Annotated in this window: 4 protein-coding genes; all 4 read right to left on the bottom strand. The window is 44.2% G+C overall.

Annotated elements, in window-relative coordinates:
* Positions 1-584: hypothetical protein (locus tag AC1WIP_RS12155; protein ID WP_481142075.1), on the bottom strand; the 584-nt coding region annotated here is incomplete at its 3' end.
* A 21-nt stretch (positions 585-605) separates the two neighbouring features.
* Positions 606-1,934: a sensor histidine kinase gene (locus tag AC1WIP_RS12150; protein WP_481142074.1), complete on the bottom strand. Its 1,329-nt coding sequence runs from the start codon at positions 1,932-1,934 to the stop codon at positions 606-608.
* On the bottom strand, positions 1,935-2,660 hold the full coding sequence (locus AC1WIP_RS12145; protein ID WP_481142073.1) for a LytR/AlgR family response regulator transcription factor: 726 nt from the start codon (positions 2,658-2,660) through the stop codon (positions 1,935-1,937).
* A gap of 50 nt (positions 2,661-2,710) precedes the next feature.
* Positions 2,711-4,204, bottom strand: a complete 1,494-nt coding sequence (locus AC1WIP_RS12140) for a S8 family peptidase (RefSeq protein WP_481142072.1) — start codon at positions 4,202-4,204, stop codon at positions 2,711-2,713.
* Between the last annotated feature and the right edge of the window lie 140 nt (positions 4,205-4,344).

Genomic DNA, 4,344 nt, shown 5'->3' with positions numbered 1-4,344 from the left:
ACCCAAGAGCCACCGCCTTCATTTCCTTTGACCTTTAGGCTCTCAATTCCTGTAAACTCATTAACCTCAATGATGTAATTATCATTCAGGGATACGGTTGTTATATTATCTACACCTAAAAACTGTTTTAGTGTCCCTATAAGCTCATTATCTGCAGACATGACATCCATCAGTCCTCCAAACGGACCTTGGGACACAATATAATTTTTACCTGTGTTATGATCTGTTTGTATGGTCGTTGTATTGGGATTAAAAACAAATGACTGATTAAGAGTCTTGTCATATATCTGCCAATATCCCGCTATTTCATCAGAGCTTTCAATGAAATACCTATCAGCAGCCGTCCTTTGGGCAAATTGTCCTGCATCTGCCATAAGATTATTTACACTGAATTTTGACGCTGGATTTTTCATGCGTGAATATGTATCATACACTGAAATTCCTCTCTGCACCTTTTCAAAAGCGGAATTCTTTGAGGAATTTCCTTTCTCGCTTAACATTACTTTGAAATATTCATTATCCCATCGCCTGGCTGTTTCCATTTTTCTATACACACCTTGCTGGTTACTTATGTGAATGCTCATATCCGCCTCCATTTTAAACGATTAACAGGTTATGTTAACTCCTTTGCTCTTGCATGGCATGATCATAGAAAAATAAAATTCCTTCTCATCATTTTGAATGACATAGGAGCCCTCGTACTTTGCTATCACATCAAGGATGTTCTTTATGCCGATGCCGTGCTCATCCATTTCCTGCTTTTTTGAAGTCTGTATTTCTCCGTCTTTTATCACAAGCAGGCCGTTATAGGTGTTCTTTACAGAAATGATCAGGCTGTGGTTTTCTTTCATGAGCTTCATTTTAATCACTTTTTTATCAGAACATTTTTCACAGGCCTCAATGGCATTGTTCAGCAGGTTGGATAAAATAACAACAATATCCTCATCACTGATATTCAGCTCTGACAGGTCGTTGATTTTCATGACCAATAAAATTTTTTTATTTAACATTTCCTGATATTTGCAGTTTAAAACCGCATCTACAATAACATTATTGGTTTTAATGTACCCCATTTCTGTGCCAAGCTTCCCATTTACCTTTGTCACATAGCTCTCCAGCTCCTCGTAATTCTTTGTGGCTAATAAAGACTCCATGCACATGATTTGATTCTTATATTCATGCAGCATTCTCCTCTGTTTTTCAAAGCTCTCAGAAATGGAACGATACATTTCTGTCTGGTTTTTCACCCTGATTTCAAAGAGTCTGCTTTCCCGCAGCTTTGCCTCTTGCTTTAAAACATTGTCCAGCCAATAAAACACTGCGATATTCATGCCTGCCAGACAGAATGCCACTGCCAGAAACACATTTTCCTGGCTCTGTTCCCGAATGCCGCCGGAGGTGACTATCATGCCCACAATCGTAAAAATCGTAAAGACCGGGAAAAAAATAAACTGGAGCCACTCTGTATCCGTCAAAACCTCCGAAGATTTTTTCCCGAATTTTTTCCGGATCACTAAAATCACCATGAACAGAAGGACCTTGGCCAATATTGCCGCCAAATATCCTCCCACAGGCTGCTGTTCATCCATTCTCGCTATGCTGTCAAAGAGAGAAACGCTTGCCCAGAGGGCGAAATAATCTATAGAAAGCAATAAGCCCTGGAACAGCAGGACCAAAATCAACGACTTTGCAAAGTGAATCCTTACGTATATAAACATAGCTGTGGCCATTATTAAAATAATCAATATTTGCTTCAGCAAAAACTGGTTATAGAACATTATGGCTGTAAAATACACCATCAGGATCAGGCCCAAAATAATTCCATAATTCCTCCACCTGTTTTCCGATCTTCTTTTATGGAAGGATTCAAAAAAAATTCTGCAGCACAGCATTTCCAGTGCGGTCAGCATCACTCCCAGAAGATAATCCACCATCTAAATTTCTCCTTTATATGCCACATATGTCTCTTCCACATATTTATACCTGGCCTTGGGTATTTCCAGCTTCATTCCATTGTTCAGCCAGACCGCATATCGGCTGACCTTTTCTATATGCTTCATATTCACCAGATAGCTCTGATGTATCCGCAAAAAATCATTTCCTTTCAGCTCTTCTTCCATATCGTTTAATGTGCTGTACAAGGTGTATTTGTTGATTCTATCCTCCATGATATAAAATTCCAGTTTGTGCAGCCGGCTCGCTATGTATATCAGACGTTCCAGTGACATATTTTTCGTTCCTTCATTAAAGTGGAAGGTTTTCCTTTTCACCACATAATTCATTTTTGCAATAACCGCATCCATACATTCAAATACAGCTTCCGGTAGATCTGCATTATTCTTTAGAATATATCTTACAGCGTCTACCTTATATCCCTCAGACATATAATCGATCAATGCCGTCACAAAAACGATATAAATATCATTGCTGATTTCCCGTATTCTCCGCGCTGCTGTCATGCCATTCATTTGATCCATATAGATGTCCAAAAAAACAATTTTGTACCTGGCAATCTCTACTCCCAGGCTTACAAAATCCTTCCCCGATTCAAATTCATCAATATCATACAAAATCCCTTTTGGGTCCATATAATCTGACAAGATTTTCCGAATCTGTTTTCTAAAATGACCTTCGTCATCACAGACGGCAATTCTAAGCATATATTTACCCCTCGCAAAAGCAGCATAATTTCTACGCCTTGGGCTGTTCCCTATAGATGCTGCCTTCTTTTATATACTTCGGCACTCCAAAGCAAAACTTTATCGGACAGCCGCCCGATTGCAGAAATCGTCCTGCTATTGCAGAAAATGACAAAAAGCAGTATCCATTGACTTGACACTATAATGCCATTATCCCCCCACTCCCTGTTGGGGTAGCTTAAATCACTGCTGCGGGAAGCCCCCCTGATCAGGTAATTTTTGATCTCCCGGCTTTCCACCAGCTCGTTGTTGCCCTCCACAATGGCCCACTGCATAAACTGGGCCACTGCGCCTGCGGTGATGGCTGCTGCAAAGCTGCTGCCGGTCTGCTTTCCGTAAATGGTGGAAATATTCACCCCGGGAGCGGCAAAATCAGGACGGATATCTCCCAGCCTGCTAAAGCCTCTTCCCGACTCCGCATAAAAGCTGTTATTGGTGGCATTGTAGGCGGAAACGCTGATAATGTCCGCAGCCATGGACGGTTCCGTAAGGGTAGTATAGGGAGTGGATTCCAAAAAATATACCTGGGAACTCATAAATGCCGTAATGGGCAGCCACATGTGAAAGGTTCCATTGTGCACCTCTCCCACAGCCTCCACCCTGAAATTCCAGATGCCAGGCGTTGGGTCCTGTACCCGAAACAGAATCAGCTCCTCGCCGGATGCGGGTTCCACCAGCACACTGTCCACCGTAACCCGGGTTCTCTCATACACAAAGCCATAGGTAATGCTCTGTCTGATGCCCAGGCGGCCTGCGGGAATCGTTTCCCCTCCCGGGGATCGGACGGTCACATTAAATACATCCGGCACGCTTCCCCACAGCTCCAGAAAAAATCCCTTCACATCCTCTGCCACCCTGATCTCCACATCTACACCGCTTGGGGCCGCTGCAGTCCTCTTTTCCAGAGTGCCTTGGTAATGATGAGCCTCATTTCCCTCATTGCCGCCGCAGACCACCACCGCCCGGCTTCTCTTCACTCCCACCCAGCGCAGATACCTGGCAAGGGCGGAGTTTCCCGCGTGGTCTCCAAAGCTGGTGCCAAGCCCCAGGCAGATGACCACCGGACGGCGGAACAATCTGGCAAAGCCGTCCGCATACTTTACCGCCAGCATAATGTCATTCTCCTGAAAAGCAGGCACTCCCTGAGGCACCAGATAGAAATCCCGCAGATACTGCTTGGCTTCCTTTAACTTTACCACCAGAATATCCGCATCGGGGGCGGCGCCCACATAGGCGGAGCTGCTTCCATTGACCAGAATGCTGCCTGCCGCCACTCCGGCCATTGCGCTGCCGTGTCCGATTTCATCCCTGCTGGGCACAACGCTGTAAGGGTCCTGGGCCGCCAGAGCCCGGTTGATATCCTCTCTTTTGTATTCGGTTCCATACAAAAATCCCTCCGGAGGGCTGCCCTCCTGAATGGTCTGATCCCAGATAGCCAAAATACGGCTCTGCCCATTTGCGTCCCGAAATACCGGATTGGTATAGTCGATGCCCTCTCCTGTCAAGTGCCTGAAAGCATATTTTTTTCATTTTTTTCAAGATTTTTACTCTTTTTTTCTTCAAAACAGATACCCGCTGTTAAGTCATTGTCTGAAAATACAGGCTTCCATGTCAAACAACTGCAAAATCAAGACCGCCAGCCACA

The organism is Acetatifactor sp. (assembly GCF_982438285.1).
This window is presented reverse-complemented; position numbering and strand designations above follow the sequence as displayed.